General features: G+C 40.4%; 16 protein-coding genes. 4 read left to right on the top strand and 12 right to left on the bottom strand.

Translation table 11 applies throughout. The annotated features are described in order from the left end of the window. Positions 1 to 77: 77 nt before the first annotated feature. The 10 genes from lipA to rsfS all read right to left on the bottom strand — a co-directional run bounded on the left by lipA (position 78) and on the right by rsfS (position 9,367). Complete coding sequence (lipA, locus tag L2764_RS12115; protein ID WP_248940515.1) at positions 78 to 1,043, bottom strand: lipoyl synthase; 966 nt, start codon at positions 1,041 to 1,043, stop codon at positions 78 to 80. Continuing rightward, positions 1,040 to 1,696, bottom strand: coding sequence for a lipoyl(octanoyl) transferase LipB (gene lipB / locus L2764_RS12110; protein WP_248940514.1), 657 nt, complete (start codon positions 1,694 to 1,696; stop codon positions 1,040 to 1,042). The genes lipA and lipB overlap by 4 nt, the downstream gene beginning before the upstream one ends. A 94-nt stretch (positions 1,697 to 1,790) precedes the next feature. After that, positions 1,791 to 2,057: a DUF493 family protein YbeD gene (ybeD, locus tag L2764_RS12105; protein ID WP_248940513.1), complete on the bottom strand. Its 267-nt coding sequence runs from the start codon at positions 2,055 to 2,057 to the stop codon at positions 1,791 to 1,793. A 165-nt stretch (positions 2,058 to 2,222) separates the two neighbouring features. After that, entirely contained in the window at positions 2,223 to 3,395 is a 1,173-nt protein-coding gene (locus tag L2764_RS12100; protein ID WP_283106989.1) for a serine hydrolase, read from the bottom strand. A gap of 104 nt (positions 3,396 to 3,499) precedes the next feature. After that, positions 3,500 to 4,312: a septal ring lytic transglycosylase RlpA family protein gene (locus tag L2764_RS12095; protein WP_248940512.1), complete on the bottom strand. Its 813-nt coding sequence runs from the start codon at positions 4,310 to 4,312 to the stop codon at positions 3,500 to 3,502. 178 nt (positions 4,313 to 4,490) lie between these two features. After that, positions 4,491 to 5,525 (bottom strand): lytic murein transglycosylase B, encoded by a 1,035-nt coding sequence (gene mltB, locus L2764_RS12090; protein ID WP_248940511.1) that lies wholly within the window; start codon positions 5,523 to 5,525, stop codon positions 4,491 to 4,493. A 12-nt stretch (positions 5,526 to 5,537) separates the two neighbouring features. After that, entirely contained in the window at positions 5,538 to 6,644 is a 1,107-nt protein-coding gene (gene rodA / locus L2764_RS12085) for a rod shape-determining protein RodA (RefSeq protein WP_248940510.1), read from the bottom strand. Continuing rightward, entirely contained in the window at positions 6,641 to 8,494 is a 1,854-nt protein-coding gene (gene mrdA, locus L2764_RS12080) for a penicillin-binding protein 2 (RefSeq protein WP_248940508.1), read from the bottom strand. Before mrdA ends, rodA begins: the two co-directional genes overlap by 4 nt. 73 nt (positions 8,495 to 8,567) lie before the next feature. After that, positions 8,568 to 9,038 carry a 23S rRNA (pseudouridine(1915)-N(3))-methyltransferase RlmH gene (gene rlmH, locus L2764_RS12075; RefSeq protein ID WP_248940506.1) on the bottom strand — a complete coding sequence of 157 codons (471 nt, stop codon included), beginning with the start codon at positions 9,036 to 9,038 and terminating at the stop codon, positions 8,568 to 8,570. After that, complete coding sequence (gene rsfS / locus L2764_RS12070; protein WP_248940504.1) at positions 9,038 to 9,367, bottom strand: ribosome silencing factor; 330 nt, start codon at positions 9,365 to 9,367, stop codon at positions 9,038 to 9,040. Before rsfS ends, rlmH begins: the two co-directional genes overlap by 1 nt. A 664-nt stretch (positions 9,368 to 10,031) precedes the next feature. Between rsfS and brnQ (L2764_RS12065) the strand changes: the two genes are divergently transcribed. The 4 genes from brnQ (L2764_RS12065) (at position 10,032) to L2764_RS12050 (ending at position 13,990) form a co-directional block, all read left to right on the top strand. Next, positions 10,032 to 11,378, top strand: coding sequence for a branched-chain amino acid transport system II carrier protein (gene brnQ / locus L2764_RS12065; RefSeq protein WP_248940502.1), 1,347 nt, complete (start codon positions 10,032 to 10,034; stop codon positions 11,376 to 11,378). A gap of 240 nt (positions 11,379 to 11,618) precedes the next feature. Continuing rightward, positions 11,619 to 12,932 carry a branched-chain amino acid transport system II carrier protein gene (brnQ, locus tag L2764_RS12060; protein WP_248940500.1) on the top strand — a complete coding sequence of 438 codons (1,314 nt, stop codon included), beginning with the start codon at positions 11,619 to 11,621 and terminating at the stop codon, positions 12,930 to 12,932. 94 nt (positions 12,933 to 13,026) lie between these two features. Beyond that, positions 13,027 to 13,509: a type 3 dihydrofolate reductase gene (folA, locus tag L2764_RS12055; protein ID WP_248940499.1), complete on the top strand. Its 483-nt coding sequence runs from the start codon at positions 13,027 to 13,029 to the stop codon at positions 13,507 to 13,509. A 91-nt stretch (positions 13,510 to 13,600) separates the two neighbouring features. Beyond that, positions 13,601 to 13,990: a DUF3718 domain-containing protein gene (locus tag L2764_RS12050; RefSeq protein WP_248940498.1), complete on the top strand. Its 390-nt coding sequence runs from the start codon at positions 13,601 to 13,603 to the stop codon at positions 13,988 to 13,990. Between the two features lie 330 nt (positions 13,991 to 14,320). Here the strand turns inward: L2764_RS12050 and L2764_RS12045 are convergent, their stop codons facing one another. Both L2764_RS12045 and L2764_RS12040 read right to left on the bottom strand, forming a co-directional pair. Then, positions 14,321 to 16,342: a methyl-accepting chemotaxis protein gene (locus tag L2764_RS12045; protein ID WP_248940496.1), complete on the bottom strand. Its 2,022-nt coding sequence runs from the start codon at positions 16,340 to 16,342 to the stop codon at positions 14,321 to 14,323. A gap of 136 nt (positions 16,343 to 16,478) precedes the next feature. Then, positions 16,479 to 17,960: a glycosyltransferase family 2 protein gene (locus tag L2764_RS12040; protein WP_248940494.1), complete on the bottom strand. Its 1,482-nt coding sequence runs from the start codon at positions 17,958 to 17,960 to the stop codon at positions 16,479 to 16,481. Positions 17,961 to 18,240 lie beyond the last annotated feature (280 nt).

Below are 18,240 nucleotides of genomic sequence, written 5' to 3'. Positions count from 1 at the left end.
CCCCGACTTCAATATGAAGTCGGGGCCTTTTTGTGTTTGTTGCGTATTGCGTTAGCTGACAAATTCAAGCGATACGCTTATTTGACTTCTTTGCCTTGGGCTTGAAGATCGGCATGATAACTTGAACGGACCAGTGGGCCACAAGCGGCGTGAGTAAAGCCAATGCTTTCGGCTAATGCTTTTAAGGCATCAAATTCTGCTGGTGGTACGTAGCGCTCAACGGGTAAATGGAACTTTGAGGGTTGTAAATATTGGCCTAAAGTCAGCATTTCCACATTATGGGCGCGCAAGTCATGCAGGACTTGCGCGATTTCGTCATTGGTTTCACCCAGTCCCATCATCAAACCTGATTTTGTAGGTACATTGGGGTGACGCGCTTTAAACTTTTTCAATAGATCTAAAGACCATTGATAATTAGCACCAGGACGAGCCTTACGGTAATGAGTCGGCGCCGTTTCGAGGTTGTGATTAAACACATCGGGTGGCTCAGTGGCTAAAATTTCAAGCGCAGCATCGATGCGACCACGGAAATCAGGCACTAAAGTTTCGATTTTTATCTCCGGATTTAGCAGGCGAATTTCACGGATACAATCGACAAAATGTTGCGCGCCACCATCACGAAGATCGTCACGATCGACAGAAGTGATCACCACATATTTAAGCTTCATATCTCTGATGGTTTGCGCTAATTTTTTAGGCTCTTCAGCATCCGGTTTCAACGGTCTACCATGAGCGACATCACAAAAGGGACAGCGGCGGGTGCAAATCGCGCCCAAGATCATAAAGGTGGCAGTACCATGATTAAAACATTCAGAAAGGTTAGGGCAAGAAGCCTCTTCACAAACAGAATGTAAACCATTTTTACGTAAAGCTTGCTTGATCTCGGTAATGCGTTGATTCGATGCGGGGAGCTTGACTCTTAACCAATCAGGCTTACGCAGCATGGTTTCACGTTCCGACGGAACCACTTTGATGGGGATCCGTGCCAGTTTCTCTGCGTCTCTCAGCTTTACGCCAGGTTGTAATCTTTCAGGCCTATTCATAATGACTCTGCTAATCCTTGGTGATGAACTAGATGTTGGTAGCCAAGCTGTTGGCTAAGCGTATTGAGCAATTGATTGCCTGCCTCGATGACGTTTTGAGGACCGCCCAGAGGCTTGCATTGGATCATTTCCATTCCCGCATAACCACAAGGGTTGATGCGTTGAAAAGGCGACATATCCATATCGACATTAAGTGCCAGTCCATGAAAAGAACAGCCTTTACGGATCCTGAGCCCTAATGAAGCAATTTTTCGCTCATCGACATATACGCCGGGGGCATCGGCTTTGGCATAAGCGGTCACTTGGTATTGCGCCAGCATATCAACAATGCTTTGCTCTATTTTAGTGACTAATTCTCTCACGCCCATTTTTAATCTTTTGATATCGAGCAGGGGATAAACGACAAGTTGGCCGGGGCCATGGTAAGTCACTTGGCCGCCTCTATCGACTTTGATCACTGGGATATCACCCGGATTAAGGATATGTTCGCTTTTACCTGCTTGTCCTTGGGTGAACACGGACGGGTGTTCAACTATCCAAAGCTCATCTGGGCTCAAAGTATCGCGATTATCGGTATAATCTTGCATGGATCGCCACACGCTTTGATAGTCTTGTTGTCCTAGATGCCTTATATGCAAAACGGCTTCTTGCAAGGGCAGCCTCTCTACTCAAATACTGATGCTCGATATTATACGATAAATGTTAACTTAATCACACTTATCCTCTTTTGTTTGATTAGCGTTACGATTAAAGTACGCGTTTTACGCCTTCAATAGCCGCTAATTCAGTATAGAGGATTTCAACATGATCTTTACTGATCACAGTGACACGAATAGTCACTGAGTGATAAGAGCCTTTGCTGGACGTTTTTGTTAAGGGGATATAGTCACCCGGTGCATGTTTTTGCACAACCGCAACGACTCGATCAGCCAAAGTATCGCAGGCATTACCAACCACTTTAAAAGGAAAAGAGTTCGGAAATTCCATTAACTCATCAAATTTAGTTTCTAACATGTGTTATCTCTTACTTTATACAGATACCGCTTATAGGGTGGCTATTATACCTAATTCAAGCGGTATTGTGAAAGCCCCTACACGAGTGATTGGAATGAGAAGCCATTAAGCAAAGAAGCGACCTTGTGGTCGCTTCGATATTATGATGTTTTTAGTGCTTAAGATTTAGCTAAACCAAGAATCAAATTTTTGTTGAAAATAATCCATTAAGCGACTGAACCAGCTACCTTCATTGATTTCTTGTAAGGTGATGAGGGGGAACTGTGCAATGTCTTTACCATTAAGTTGGAAATAAACATTGCCGACGACTTCGCCTTTAGCGATCGGTGCAGTGAGTGGCTTGGTCAATTCAAAATTGGCTTTTAAGTTTTTAGCCTGACTACGATTAATGGTAATGGCTGTGTCGGCATTAAAGCCTAAATCAATACTGCTGCGATCGCCGTACCAGATTTTTTGAGTCACAAAACTGTCGCCTGCCTTATAAGGCGTGACGCTTTCAAAGAAGCGGAAGCCGTAGTTTAATAATTTTTTACTTTCAGCCTTACGTGCAGCTTCACTTTTTGTGCCCATCACAACGGAAATAAGGCGCATGCCGTCTTTGGTTGCCGAGGTGACTAAGTTATATCCGGCGCCCGAAGTATGCCCAGTTTTAATACCATCGACATTTAAGCTTTTATCCCACAATAAGCCATTACGGTTATATTGTTTGATGCCGTTATAAGTAAATGATTTTTGTTTGTAGATAGCATATTCATTGGGAACATCACGAATAAGTGCAGCGCCTAAGAGCGCCATATCATATGCGGTACTCTTATGATTTTCAGCATCGAGACCATGGGCATTTTCAAAATGGCTGTCTTTCATGCCAATTTGTTCAGCCCAAGAGTTCATCAAGTCAACGAAAGCATCTTGCGTGCCTGCAACGTGTTCAGCCATGGCAACACAAGCATCATTACCCGATTGAATGATGATGCCTTTATTAAGCTCTTCAACAGAGACTTTTTTACCGACTTCAATAAACATTTTCGAAGAATCGGGGAAGTTTTTAGACCATGCATTTTTACTGATGGTGACTTCATCTGTTGGATTAATATTGCCCGCTTTAATTTCTTGACCGATGACATAGCTGGTCATCATTTTGGTTAAGCTGGCTGGATTGAGGCTTTCATATGCATTTTCCTCTGCAATGATTTGCCCAGTATTGAAATCCATTAATACAAAAGCTTTCGCGGCGACTTTAGGCGCATCAGGGATCACCATGGGGGCAGCGTAGGCTTGAGTAAAGGCGAAAGAGGTGACAAGTAACACTGCTTTGAGCGGATTATTTAAAAATTTCATAATAACAAGGCGCGTCTTATTAGTTTATGTTAGAAGAAAACCATTTCCCCCGAGTATACCATTTACTGAAAAGGGCAAGAGAAAGAAGGTTCATTAAACTTACTTTATTCGGTCACTAAATAGCTATTGGAATAGCCGTCATTTTTTAGCTTATCAGTCAGTTGAGTGGCAAGATGTTGCTGCCCAATGGGGCCTAACTGTAAGCGATACAGGTTATCAACTGTTTGTAGTCGTGATTTTAATTGGTACTGCTTTGTGAGTTTCTTTGCTAATTGATTGATTTTTGTCTTATCACTGGAAGCAAAAACTTGAATATAATGTTGCTCAGTGTGGATGGCGTCATTAACGGCTAGGAGACTGGGGTCGGTGACATAAATGACTTCAACTTTGACTTTTGCTGTGCCTATTTTGAGCATGTCGAGTTTATAGGCCGCAGCGTAAGATAGGTCGATCAATCTATTTTGATGAAAAGGACCTCTGTCATTAACACGCACGACGACCGTTTTGCCATTACCAGTATTAGTGACTTTAACAAAGCTGGGCAAAGGCAAAGTCTTGTGGGCTGCTGACATGGCATACATATCATAGACCTCACCATTGGCAGTGAGGTGGCCATGAAATTTAAGTCCGTACCAAGAGGCTATGCCTGTGGCTTGATAACCCTTACCAGAGTTTAAGACCGTGTAGGATTTACCCATTACAGTGTATTTCTTGCGATTACCGCCTCGACTATAGGCTTCATATTGAGGCGTGGCATCTTTGACCTTGCTGACATCGGGTGCTGATGTCGGGGCTTTATCTTTATCCATGGCATAACGCCCAGCATTAGGGTTATCGGTATTGGATTTATTGCTGGAGCAGCCACTGATAATGAATAAAATAGCGAGACTGAAAATAAGGGTGATGTTTTTTATCATTGAGATTATTTTACAGATCTGGCAGCGAGGAATAATAAGCAGCATAAGGGGTAGGGAGGATTAGCGCTAGTGCTAATTTCAATTTAGATGTTAATTTTCGTATCATTTTAATACATTTGTAAACTTGAGTCAGCGGCCAGTCAGAAAGTAGAACATTTTGACATGGCCGTGATCCGATTTAGAGGTTAGTCCCTCTATCGGGATGAGTATGAGCGTCTTTTAATGCTTGGCTAAATTGGTACACCGCCATGGCGTATAAGGGGCTGCGATTATATCGAGTGATCACATAAAAGTTATTAAATCCAAGCCAATATTCATTGCCAGAGGCTTGTTCAAGCTCTATGAGTAAAGCTGGATTGAGTGCATTGTTTTGGATTGAGTTGGAAGATGAAGGTAGATAGGGAATGAAATCGAGCACTTGATATTCAGGTTTCTTACCCGCCCAGACATTGAGGTTATCAGGTTTGTTGTTAGTTTGCTCTAGCTGTATTGCGACAGGCGCACCTTGTTGCCATCCGTGTTGATGGAAGTAATTGGCCACACTGCCAATGGCATCAATGGGGCTATTGAGTAGATCTCTGCGCCCATCTTGATCAAAGTCGACAGCATAGTGACGATAACTTGAAGGAATAAACTGCCCATAGCCCATGGCGCCAGCATAAGACCCTTTAAGCGACTTGATATCTAAATGCTCTTCTTGGGTTAAGTCTTGTAAATTAGCAAATTCAGAGCGAAAAAAATCGGCTCTAGGAGGGTAATAAAAGCCCAAGGTATAGAGCGCATCGACAACGGAATAATTGCCCATGATTTTTCCGTAAAAGGTTTCAATACCGATGATGGCGACAATAATTTCGGGTTCGACTTGGTATTGCTCGGCAGCTTTTTCTATGGTGTCTTGGTATTCATCCCAAAAAGTGAGTCCTGCATCGAGGCGCTTTTGGGTGAGGAAGATAGGATAATACTGATCCCAAGGCTTTGCTTCCCAAGGGGTGGTGATAGCATTAATCACCGCTTGATTGTAATGCCCTTGACTAAGAAAAAAATCGATTGTTTTTTTATCATAACCTGCGGCTAATTGTTTATCGATAAAGGCTTGTTTGTACTGAGCCGTTTGGGCTTCAGAGGCCACATTGGATGAAGAGCAAGCCATTAAACCAAAAGAGGTTACGAGTAATAGCGATAGTCGAGAAATTGATTTAGGGAGAAAAGTCATAATAGCGTTATCCTATCTGTCGATGAAACGTCTATGGGTATGTATGCTCATGAGAATGCCAAATCCTGTCATTAGGGTTAGCATTGAAGTGCCTCCGTAACTGATCAGCGGTAGTGGAACACCGACTACAGGCAGTAATCCAGAAACCATGCCAATATTGACAAAAATATAAACGAAAAAGGTGAGGGTGATACTGCCGGCTAATAACCGAGAAAAGCTCGTTTGTGCCTGTGATGCAATGACCAAACCTCGGCCTATCACGTAGAGATATAAGGTGAGTAATATGGCACTGCCAATAAGGCCAAATTCTTCACCGATGACAGCAAAAATAAAATCAGTATGGCGTTCAGGTAAAAATTCCAATTGAGATTGTGTCCCTTGTAGCCAGCCTTTTCCCCACAGACCGCCAGAACCGATGGCAATTTTTGATTGGATAATATGGTAACCCGCGCCGAGTGGATCTTGCTCTGGATTAAATAAGGTGAGCACTCGCGTGCGTTGGTAATCATGCATTAAAAAGAACCACAGTATCGGCAGCATCGCAAGGATCCCAACGACGACACCAATGACAATCATCCAGCTCATCCCTGATAAAAATAATACAAAAATACCCGAGGCTGCGACGAGGATCGAGGTACCTAAATCCGGTTGTTTTGCAATGAGTAATGTGGGAATGAGTAATAATATGCCGGCGCCAGCAAGATAACGTTTTTTGGGCGGTAAAGGGAATTTACTGATGTACCATGCCATCGTGATTGGAAACACTAATTTGATGAGTTCTGAAGGCTGAAACTTCATGAAACCCACGTTTAACCAGCGTTGTGCGCCTTTATTGATTTCGCCAAAAAAATGCACACCTAAGAGTAAAATAATCCCCGTCATATAAATGGGGAAAGCCCAGCGTCTTAACACTTCAGGGTTAATTTGTGCGATACCAAACATAATGATCAAAGATAAGACCATGCGGACCATTTGGCGATCCAATAATGCTACGTCTTCACCGCCAGCTGAATAAATGACAATTAATCCATAGGCCATTAAGCTTAATAAGCCTAATAGTAGGGGAAGATCGATATGGCATCTTTGCCAAATATTGGGTCTATGGTTATGTGTGCTCATTTCACCGTTTTTCCATTGTCTCTTAGCATATATTCATCGAGCATCGCTCGTGCGACAGGGCCAGCATTTTTTGAACCCCAACCCACATTTTCAAGTACCACTGAAAGTACGATTTGAGGGTTTTCATAGGGAGCGTAAGCAATCACTAACGCATTATCTCGTAAGTGTTCATCAATCGTTTTTGCGTTATAACGTGTATCTTCGGCCACACTAAAGACTTGAGCAGTACCTGTTTTCATCGCTGCGGTATAAGGCGCATTTTTAAACCGTGATTTATGGGCTGCTTCACGCATGGCCTCGCTAACGATCTTCCAATTGCTGGGGTCTTTCAATTTTAGTGGTGTTAATTCATTATTAGGATCTTCATCGGTGGTATTGGTGTTGACCGATTTGAGAAAATGTGGCACAAAGCGCTTGCCCTTATTCGCCAAAATAGCGGCTGCATTGGCAATTTGTAGTGGGGTTGCGGTCCAGTATCCTTGGCCAATACCCACTGAAATGGTATCGCCTATATACCAAGGTTGATTATAGCGAGCACGCTTCCAATCTTTAGAGGGTAAGATCCCTGTTGATTCTTCATTAATATCAACGCCAGTCGTTTCGCCAAATCCAAAAGGGGCCATAAAGCGAGCAATGTTATTGACGCCACTCTTATAGGCTAAGTTATAAAAATAAATATCACAGGACTCTACAATCGCACTGTGGACATTAACCCAGCCATGACCCCAACGTTTCCAATCACGGTATTTACGTTCGACGCCTGGGATTTGCCAATAACCCGGATCCCACACTCGCGTTTGAGGGGTAATGGTTTTGTTTTCAAGTCCCATTAATGCTAAGAAAGGCTTAATCGTGGAAGCAGGGGCATATTGGCCTTGAGTCGCACGGTTAATCAGTGGCCGAGAGGTTGAATTTAATAGCTTATTGTAAGCTTTGCTGCTGATCCCATGAACAAACATATTGGGATCGTAACTGGGGCTAGAGACCATGGCTAAGATCCCGCCATCACGAGGATCAATCGCCACAATCGAACCGCGCCTGCCATCGAGGAGCTGCACGGCTTTTTGTTGTAATTTGAGATCGAGCGTTAAATAAATATCTTTGCCTGGTTCTGGCGCGTCAGACTTTAATATTCGTATGGTGCGGCCACGATTATTGACTTCTTCTTCAAGATGACCGGGTTTACCGTGTAAGGTACTCTCGTAAAAGCGCTCAATTCCTTGCTTGCCAATATCATTGGTTGCCGCATATTGTTTCCACTCATTCTCGCGTTCAAGTTTGATTTGATCGCGACGATTGATGCGGCCGACATAACCTAAGGCATGGGTGAATAAACTCGTGTATGGATAATATCGCTTAAGGCCAGCTTCAACAGAAACACCGGGAAAGCGATATTGATTGACGCTAAACTGGGCGACTTGATCTTCTGTTAGTCGGTTTTTTATGGTTAATGGCTTGAAACGGCGATGACCTTTGAGAGATTGAATGACATCTTCAATTTGTTCAGCACTTAATGGAATGATGCTTTTAAGTTCATTGAGCATCTCTGGAATGTTTTTGACTTTTTCGGGCAACATTTCAAGAGAATAAAAAGGTTGATTTTCGGCGAGTAATACGCCATTTCTGTCATAAATTAACCCACGACTTGGGGCTATAGGGACGACACGGATACGATTATCATTTGAGCGAGTGGTGTAATCTTGAAAGGAGATAATCTGTAGTTGATAAAGGTTAATTAGTAACAAACTTAACAATGAAACGACGCAAAAGAAAGTAAAAATGGCGCGACGTTTAAACAGTGATGCCTCGGCAGCATGATCATTCATTGTTACCCGTTTATTTGGTGCCACAGACGCTATCTCCTTACCCTGTAATGTCAGGCTCGATAATTTATCAGATGCCAATGCAATATGTTAGTCGAGCCTATTCTCTATGATATGGGTGATTATTATTAATGCTCCAAGCTCGATATAAACTTTCTGCGACAATCACTCTGACTAAGGGGTGGGGTAACGTCAGTGCGGATAAGCACCAGCTTTGCGTTGCAGCTTGTTTACAGGCTGGGGATAATCCTTCTGGTCCCCCAATCAATAAACTGACATCTCTTCCATCTAATAGCCATTTATTTAATTGAGTGGCGAGGGCGGGCGTGGTCAAGTTTTTACCGGGTAAATCAAGGCTCACAATATGATTACTTTTAGGGACCGCAGCAAGCATTAACTCCCCTTCTTTATGTAGGATACGAGGGATATCGGCATTTTTCCCACGTTTCCCTGCCGGTATTTCAACAAGATCAAGCGCCATATCTCTTGGAAAACGGCGCTGATATTCTTGAAACCCTTGCTCGACCCAATTTGGCATGCGAGTGCCAACGGCGACTAACTGAATTTTCATTATTCGGGTTTTTCTGACCACAGTTTTTCGAGTTGATAATAGTCACGGGTTTGCTGTTGCATAACATGCAAAATCACATCACCTAAATCGACTAATACCCATTCACTCGTATCACGTCCTTCAACACCTTTAATATTGAGGTTGGCTCGTTTTGATTCTACGACTAGATTTTCGGCAATGGATCTCACATGCGTTTTCGAGTTACCTGAACAAACCACCATAAAATCGGCAATATTGGATTGTTCTGACACGTCGAGTACGGTGATATCTTTTGCTTTCAAATCTTCGATTTTATCGATTACAAATTGCTTTAATTGGGCGCTTTCCACGCTAAGTTACCTTTTTAATTTTAAAAACAGCGCAGCAGTATAGCAGGTTTCCGAGTAGACAAGTAAGACACTCTTAAGTTATAGCGGAATATAAATGGATTTTTTGATTAAATTTAATGTTAAAACGTAGCGGAACGCTTGAAAGTGACATTTTTATAATGGATTTTTCTATTTTTATGAGTGGATGATGAAGTCAAGGTGAACAGATATTCCTTACGTAAATGAATCTAAAATGCATATTTTGATTGAGCATGAAAGTTATGAGTAATTAAGTGGTTTTATGTTGCGTATAAGTTTGTTTTTGGTTTTTATTATGCTCGTGTTTTGGTTTTATTTGTTCTTTGGTCTATGAGTGAGGGGGATAATGTTGTCCATGATTTTTTTGTGTGGTAAATACTGACTCTTTATCTATATATCTTTGAAGTTGTATTCTTCGAATTTAGGTAGTTGGCTTCTTTTCTAAGGGCGAGATAATAATCAATTCATAGTAGATAAATATATAAAAAAGACCAAATGGCCAATGGCAGAAATGATGTGGTGTATTTTGGATGATGAGTTTTCTAGGTTAGCGCTGTACATTTATAACAAACTTGATTTGACAATGTTCGGGCTTATAAATAGAAGCTAATCGTCTATTTTTTAATAGTAAAATGGGATAGTGACTTTGCAAAAGAATCAATTAAGTTTGGCGGACACTTTAGGCTTAGGTTTTATGACCTTTGCGTTCTTTTTAGGCGCAGGAAATTTGATTTTTCCTCCACTCACAGGCTTTTTAGCCGGTGAGAATATGACATTTGCAATGTTTGGCTTTCTGTTTACCGCAGTCGGTTTACCTTTGCTTGCTTTGATTGCCGTGGCGAAAGCGAATGGTAAAATTATGGCCTTGTTACCCGTAGGTATCGCCACGTTATTTGCTGTGACAATTTTTATTATTATTGGTCCTGCTTTTGCTGCTCCTAGAACAGGGTTAGTGGCATTTGAAGTGGGATTAAAACCTTTTTTAGATGATACTAGTGCAACAGTTCAAATCGCCAATCTCACCTTTAATCTTGCTCAATTACTTTATACTTTTGCTTTTTTTTCTGTTTCTATGGTATTTGCACTTTTTCCTGGTAAATTACTGGATAATGTCGGTAAAGTATTAACCCCGATTTTATTGTTATTGTTAGTGGGCTTGGCTGTTTCTGTGATAATTTTACCGGGATCGGATGTTCAAGCCGCCTCTGGAGATTATGCATCTCACCCATTAATTACTGGGATTTTAGAAGGCTATAATACAATGGATGCGCTAGCATCATTGATCTTCGGTATCTTGATTATTGATATTCTTCGTAAAAAGGGCATTGAAAGTCCTAAAATACAAACGCAATATTTAATTAGAGCCGCGTTAATTGCCGCAACTGGCTTAGCTTTCGTGTATATCTCGCTTTTCTACTTAGGCGCGACAGCGGGTGATTTAGCCTTAAATGTGACTAACGGCGGACAAATTTTAACGAACTATGTGGTAAGAGAGTTCGGCTCTTTTGGACTGGTATTATTATCGAGTGTGGTGACTTTGGCGTGTTTAACAACGGCCGTGGGCCTATTAAGCGCTTGTTCTGAATTTTTCAATGAAACTTTTCCTGCAATCTCATATCGATTTTTTGTGGTGATCCTTAGTATTATTTGTGCATTAGTCGCCAATGTGGGTTTATCAGAGCTGATCAGCATTAGCGTGCCTGTACTTATGATGATTTATCCCGTTGCTATAGCGTTAGTACTCGTCACTTTTTTAACTGAACGTTTTGCTCATCCTGTTTTTTCACATCGATTAGTATTGAGCGTGGCGTTATTGTTTGGCGTGGTTGATGGTTTAAAAGAGGCTGGAGTGAATGTTGATGTACTGGATTTCATGCCGTTACAACACCATGGTATGGCATGGCTATTACCGACGGTAGTGACCATTCTGGGGTGTTTATTTTTGAAAGGCGAGAAACGTCAAGATAAAAACATAGCAGAGACTCTGGCTTAAGAAGTGATGCCTGTTTATTCCTAGTTTATTATCCCCAGCCAACTGAAATATATATCTTTAATGTATTTTAGTCGGTTTGGGTATAGCCGTTCAGTTTAAATCGAGCCTCATATATCGAGTGAGGTTTTATCGCATATCCATTAAATCTGTTTTCATTTATCTGAATGTTGTTTCTTCAAGTCAATAGAGTGCATTAACTGCTACAGTTTTTATATGGCCTTCAATCATTATGGATAAAGAGTGAGCACCCATACATTAAATCGTAAAGATACCTTGGCATTAGGTTTTATGACTTTTGCTTTTTTCTTAGGTGCTGGCAATTTGATTTTCCCGCCTTTAATTGGTTTTATGGCTGGCAAAAATATGATGCTAGCCATGTTTGGCTTTCTATTAACGGCTGTTGGTTTACCTTTGATAGCCTTAATTGCGGTGGCAAAATCGAATGGGAAAGTGTTGGGCTTGTTGCCTAAAGGCTTAGCAACCTTGTTATCTTTCATTATTTTTATCATTATTGGTCCAGCCTTTGGTGTTCCCCGAACCGCACTTGTTGCTTACGACATCGGTGTTTCACCATTTTTAAAGGGGGCGTTACCTAATTTAAATTTTTTGGGGTTGAGTGTGAACTTAGTGCACTGTTTCTTTAGTGTCGTTTTTTTTACTGTGGTGTTATTTTTTGCTTTCTCTCCCGGAAAATTAATTGATACTGTCGGTAAAGTATTGACTCCTATATTGATCATGTTACTGATTGGACTGGCTATCTCTGTGGTGGTGTTACCAAGTTCTGTTATAGGTTCTCCTCAGGGGGATTATATCCTTAACCCTTTTAGCAGTGGCATTTTGCAAGGTTACAACACCATGGATGCGTTAGGGGCATTGGTTTTCGGCATTTTATTAATTGATGTGTTGCGTCAAAAGGGCATTAATAAGAAAAGGATTCAAACACGATATTTGGTGATAGCAGCATTAATTGCAGCTTTGGGGTTAGCGTTTGTTTATATATCTCTTTTTTATTTAGGGGCGACGTCAAAAGATTTTGTAAGTCCTCCTCGTGATGGCGTAGTGATCCTCACTCGTTACGTGACTGAACATTTTCATGATGTTGGACTGATATTATTATCAATAGTTGTGACATTAGCCTGTCTTACAACAGCGGTTGGTGTATTAGGTGCGTGTGCGGAATTTTTTCATGAGCAGCTCCCTAGATTATCTTATACAACTTACCTTATTATATTTTCTATTATTTGTATTGTCGTCACCAATGTGGGTTTACCTGCTTTAATACACATCAGTGCGCCTGTATTACGAGTGGTTTATCCTATGGCGATCGCACTGATTGTGTCAACGTTCTTAACCTCAAGGTTTGCATTTCCCGCATTATCCCACCTTTTAATTGTTTGTGTGGCGCTAATATTTAGCAGTATCGATGCATTAACTCAGGTAGGCATCAATATGCACTTTTTGTCTTTTATGCCCCTTCAGACGGAAGAGTTGACTTGGCTACTACCCACGATTTTGATGATATTTTTTTGTTTACTGCTCAGAAAGTCGAGGTGATTTTTTGTGGTGAAAGGCTCATGATTGACTTGTGTTTTCTTCTTTCTTATAGGTAAGATCGCCTTTAACTGAATTAGCTAAAATTGGACATATTATGAGAATCGCTATGATTGCGGCAATGGCGAATAACAGGGTGATTGGTAAAGATAATCAAATGCCTTGGCATTTGCCTGAAGATCTACGTCACTTTAAGGCAATGACAATGGATAAGCCCATAGTGATGGGAAGAAAAACCTTTGAATCTATCGGTCGCCCCTTACCTGGAAGGCATAATATTGTTATTACAAGGCAGGAACATTTTTCAGCATCAGGGATCACCATTGTTGATTCAATTGACTCGGCAATAATGGCAGCAGGGCAGAGTGATGAGCTAGTGATTATTGGGGGCGGGCAATTATATTCTGCGATGTTACCTAAAGCTGAGCGTCTATATTTAACTGAAATTAAACTCGATGTAGAAGGAGATACTTTTTTTCCTCACTGGGATGATGGCTCTTGGCATGAAGAGTGCAAAATTGTAGAAAAAAATAGCTCTGGATTGGAATATTCCTTTATAAACTTGGTTAAAAAATGTTAAATTACCTTGGTTTAACATGTTATTCAAAGGATTAAAAAGCACTGGTTGGTGCTTTCTTTGGGTTGATAAAAATAAGATAAAGGAGTGCCCGATGCGTTTGTTACCCACAGCGATGGCTGCGTTGATTATAGCATCTTCATTTTCAGTACCTGTGCATGCTGATCCACAACAATTGGTTGCTAATATTTGTAATTATGTTCAAAGCGATGATAAAAATCGTTTACGGAAGAAATTGAAAGAAAATCGCTTAAAACTAAGGAATATTTATTCGGCAATTTCATGCGATGGGCAAAGCTTATTGCGAACTGCATTGGATTCTAAGTCTGATAGCATCGGTACATTTGTTGCCAAGCGCTTATCTGTAAAAGAATTAAAGTCAGTGGAGGCTGATGGGAAAACCATTGTTGATTGGGCTAAAACGAAAGGATATGCATCGAGTGCTATTACATCAGTAATAGAAGCACGGATTGCGGGTAGTTAGTATGATTAAATAACCTGAACTCGGGATAAGCAGCGCCGCTTAATACCGCTATTTTTGCCCCTATCTGTGTTGTGTTTTCTACTAATAGCCAGCTATTAGATACGAAATCCCGCCTTGATATCGACAAAAGTTTTGGCATTAAGCCAAATATGAAAATAAAGAATAACCAGTTTTTTTAAGTTGTTGACTTTAAATGAAATATTGAGATTGTTTGACACTCATTATCCCGAGTTCAGGTTAAATAAGGTAATCCAGTATAAAAATACCGAACATCTCGTTCGGTATTTTTCTGTAGAGAGATAACAATAGCCAACTGACTTGGAATATGTCTTAGATTTTAAATTCTTTTACTGATGCTTGTAACTCTTCAGCAAGTTGGGCGACTTGATGACTCGATTGTGCGGTTTGATCGGCACCAGTGGCTGTTTCTTCTGAGATCGAGGCTATATGCTCAAGTTTCTCTGATACTTGCTGGCTAACCATATGTTGTTCTTGTGCCGCTTGGGTGATATGAGTACCTGAATCATGTGCTTTGTGAACGGCATGACTAATACTTTCTAAGGCATTATTCGCCTGCTCTGTTTTTTCTACGCAAGAATTGGCTTGCAGTTTACCCAGTTCCATCACCGATACAGCTTGCTCGGCCCCTTGCTGAAGCACTTCGATCATTTGTTGTATTTCCTGGGTAGAAGCTTGTGTGCGAGAAGCAAGGCTACGTACTTCATCAGCCACAACGGCAAAGCCTCGCCCTTGTTCTCCTGCGCGAGCCGCTTCAATAGCGGCATTGAGGGCGAGCAAATTGGTTTGGTCAGCAATACTGCGAATGACATCTAAAATGGAGCCGATTGATGCACTATCTGCATGTAATTGGTTAATGACTTGACCTGCCTTGGTGACTTCTTCGGCAAGGGCTAAAATGGTTTGTTTATTTTCATCGGCGATAAGACGCATGTGCTGACTTTCATTATCAGCGGCTTTGATTTCAATTAACGCCGCATTGGCACTGGTGGTGACTTGTTGTGCGCTAGAATGTAATTGTGTTGTCGCGATTGCAACTTGATCGACTTGGTTTTTTTGTTCTTGGATCCCAACGGTTGTTTGTGCAGTGATAGCCGATGTTTCTTCAGCGGCTGCGGCAAGTTGATCAGAGCGATGCAAGATCCCTTGTATTAGATTACGCAGACTGTCGATCAGACGATTACAATTGCCTGCAAGTTTTGCAAATTCATCATGACCTTCTTCATTGAGTTTATGGGTTAAATCACCAGAGGCTAAAATATTGAAGGCTTGATTCACACTGTTTAATGAACGTGTCAGTGGACGTATAACGGCAATGCTCACCAAAATGGCAACAATAATAGCGATGATCCCTAAAATAAGCGTATTAATACTGGCAGCATTAATATTATCTATGGCGGTATGGCTGATGTCTTGAGACATAGACTCAATGGCATGGGTCAGTTTTTTCATTGATTCATTGGTATTGCTAAATTCTTGTTCAACTTGGGCGAGCAAATCAACGGCCGCAATTTGGCTATCAATCGTTCTACTTTTCAACACTAAAATGGAGTTGCCATCTTCAATTAATGCAAACAGTCTTGCCGCTTCATCATTAATTTTTTGTATTAAATGATCATCAATGACATAGCCCCATGTTTCAGACAAATAACGGAGCTTATTTTTTGTGTCACTTACAATGAAAGTAAGCTCTTTTTTTATCGTATTAAACTTAGTTTTATCAGGTGTTTGTAGTAAATCATAGCTGGTACTTACAATGCCAGTAAACCCCGTGTCGATACCACTAGCGATGGATGCTATTTGTTGTTCTTGTGAGTCATCGCTAATTTCAAGATCAATTAAATCGAGTAAGTAGGAAGCGGTATCATCCGCTGTGGTTTCTATTACATCCATTTTATCTATAAGGCTTTTTTGTGTTAGTAGCGTGGTTTCGTGAGTTTGAAGCATACTCCTACTATACTTTTCGAATGCCTGATAATTGCTTTTTAAATTAGAAAGGACGACATTAAAATCAGCTTCATTTTTAACTTGTGATGATAATGCATCGAGTTCATCAGTAAACTGCTGGCTGTATGTATCAAAATTAGATTTTAAGTTTGGGATTTCGTTGGGGTCTTGGCTATAAAATGCGGTGATATTTTGTTTTTCTTGGAGAAACAATGAGCTTGATAAAGAGTTACTTGATTTTAATGCTGGGATACTGACATATTGTAATACACTAGTGCTGGTTTTTAATTTATTATTGGTGAGTAAAGAAGCGGTACCTAATATAATTAATAGCAAGGTGACGACACTAAACCCTCCTATTACACGTGTAGCGACATTCATTTTCATAGAGGACTCCATCGTTGTGTTTACTCGTGTAAAATCACGTGAATATAAAACGTAATATGCATATCGGCCGCAAAATGAATAAGTTTAGTTTTTTTTACTTAGGTTTAACTGTTTGCTGATGGAAGTTGAAATTAGGTTATTTTGGGCTATTTTGTTTGAATTTGGCGAGATTAGATTTTTCGGAAGGATCATGTTTACAAACCGATTTTCCACGTATTGCCAGTATATGCAGTGAAAAAAATGATACTAGATTGTATGAAAGTAATACAAAGGGAGTAAGGAAGATATGTAATATATTACGAAAAAGGCCGACTTTTTCTTTTTCTAGATTAAAAAAGTGCACAAAAAGCCTATCAATGCAAAATACCCAAATGATGAATAGCCAAGGGATCATGCCGAAAATATACCACAGCTGTGCATCAGCCGTTTGTTGATAATGATGTAAAACGGGGATAGCAATTAAGGTTGCAAAAAAAATAATACTTTGAAAAAGACCGTAAAGTAAGGTTAACGTTAACGCTAGGCGAGCTGTGATCATGAGCCCCATATTGGGCGCTTTAGTGCATATATAATGAAAGATTTCAAATGCACCTATACTCCACCTTTTTGCTTGCCTATGCCACTCACTTAATTCTTCTTGCCAGTTTTCACCTGAAGTTGGGCCACAGATCACGGGCAGATAAATAGGGTGCAATTTGACTTTACCCATTCGGGTATTCATCGAAGAGACAAAATAATGCATGTCTTCCATTTGGTAAGTGGGATCAAAAAAATCATTATCGATGCACAGCTTTAAAGATGATGAGTAAACACTCATTGAATGGACTTGAAAAGGAATATTAAAACCTATCATCCAAATGCTCCTAAACAGAGCGGTGATCCGTGTAAAAAAAGATGAGTGATTTAAATTCCAATTATAGAATAAAGCGGCTTGCCAAATAATATTAAAGCCTCTAGTTTGGCCCTGCCTTTCAAAATCATTGGCGATATATTCTAAATAGCGGCGATGTAAAAGTGTATCTGAATCCATCACTGTGATCAGTGTATTGTTAACGGTAAACTCACAGTTTTTTTTGTCTAGAATAGACAGAGCATACTTTACAGCAAACCGCTCATTGCTACACTTTCCTGGTATTTCTTTGGTGATATTTTCTGGGTGTACACAAATATTAAAGAAGTAAAATTGCTCTTGGTATGTTTCAAGTAAAAACTGTCTTGATTCTTCTAATTGTGGGCTTTTTTCTTCAAAGCTAACAATGAGAATAACATTGTTTTTAGTATTAATCGTTTGATTTAATAAGTAAGTAAGTGATTGATTTATGACTTCAATGGGCTCCTTGTAGCAAGGTAATATGATTAAATGCTTTGTGTTTGCTTTTTCTTGTTGTGTTATTATTTTTTTATCCTCAATTAACATCTTCGTGAAAAAATAGCCGCTAGCCAGCATCATCAATAGCATCATGATGGCTTGTAATCCCCAGATAAATAAAGCAAAATAATTACCTGCTTGAGGGTTGATATTCCAAAGAAAGTTAGCCAGAAATAAAATAGACCAGAGTGTGGGTAAAAGTAATAAGTACCAGCGCAATATTTGCTGGCTTTTTAGGTAATTAAGCATTTTATTTAATCCATTCATCTAGAGGGTACATTTGAATCGATATTTCACATTAGCATCAAGTATAGAAGTTATTCCTGATTTCCTTCAAATTTCAATCTCAGTGGGTCTGATTCCCCGCAGCTGGCTGCGTAAGTTTTAGTCTTTCAGTATATTAATACCCCGCTTCGCGTCAGGGCGGGAGCATACTTTGTCGGATAATTAACCAAAGAAAACTTTTGCCCTGTAATCATCGTCCCAACTCGCCTTTTTTAGCTTATTTCGCTGACTTGGCGCACCGCAA

It is taken from the genome of Shewanella surugensis, assembly GCF_023284005.1.
GTDB lineage: Bacteria > Pseudomonadota > Gammaproteobacteria > Enterobacterales > Shewanellaceae > Shewanella > Shewanella surugensis.
This window is presented reverse-complemented; position numbering and strand designations above follow the sequence as displayed.